General features: G+C 32.2%; 1 protein-coding gene. It reads left to right on the forward strand.

What is annotated here, in order from left to right:
- Positions 1–83: 83 nt before the first annotated feature.
- The coding region (locus WMO37_RS14870; protein WP_349155408.1) for a transposase at positions 84–541 on the forward strand (458 nt) is incomplete at its 3' end.

Here is a 541-nt window from a genome sequence, read left to right on the forward strand (position 1 = left end):
TTTTTTATGTTAATGTGGTATATAATCTAAAAAAAATAAATCCCAGGCTTCGAAAACCCTGGGATTTATGGTAAAATATTAGCATGCTACTACATAATAAATTACAAAAAGATTATACTTTAAATCAGAGTGGATATCAACTAAAACTTCCACTCGAATTAGAAACAATTATTCCTAAGAATGATTCTGTGCGGTTACTCAGTCAGTTTGTAGAGGAGATGGATTTGACTGATTTATATTCTACTTATGATAGAATAAATTCTTTATCGCCAAGAACACTTTTGAAGATTGTTTTATACTCTTACATGAATGGTGATTATTCATCCCGTTCTATGGAATTAAACTGCAAAAGAGATATCAATTTCATGTTTCTTTTAGAAGGACATTCTGCACCTGACCATGCAACACTTGCACGATTCAGGAGCATTCATTTTGCCCCTTGTTCTAAGCGTATTCTCGCAGAAGTTTCAAATATCCTTTTTGATTTAGGTGAAATATCCGGTGAAACTATCTTTATTGATGGTACAAAAATCGAGGCAAA

Origin of the sequence: Lachnospira intestinalis, from assembly GCF_040095895.1 — a bacterium.
In the GTDB taxonomy this organism is placed as follows: domain Bacteria; phylum Bacillota; class Clostridia; order Lachnospirales; family Lachnospiraceae; genus Lachnospira; species Lachnospira intestinalis.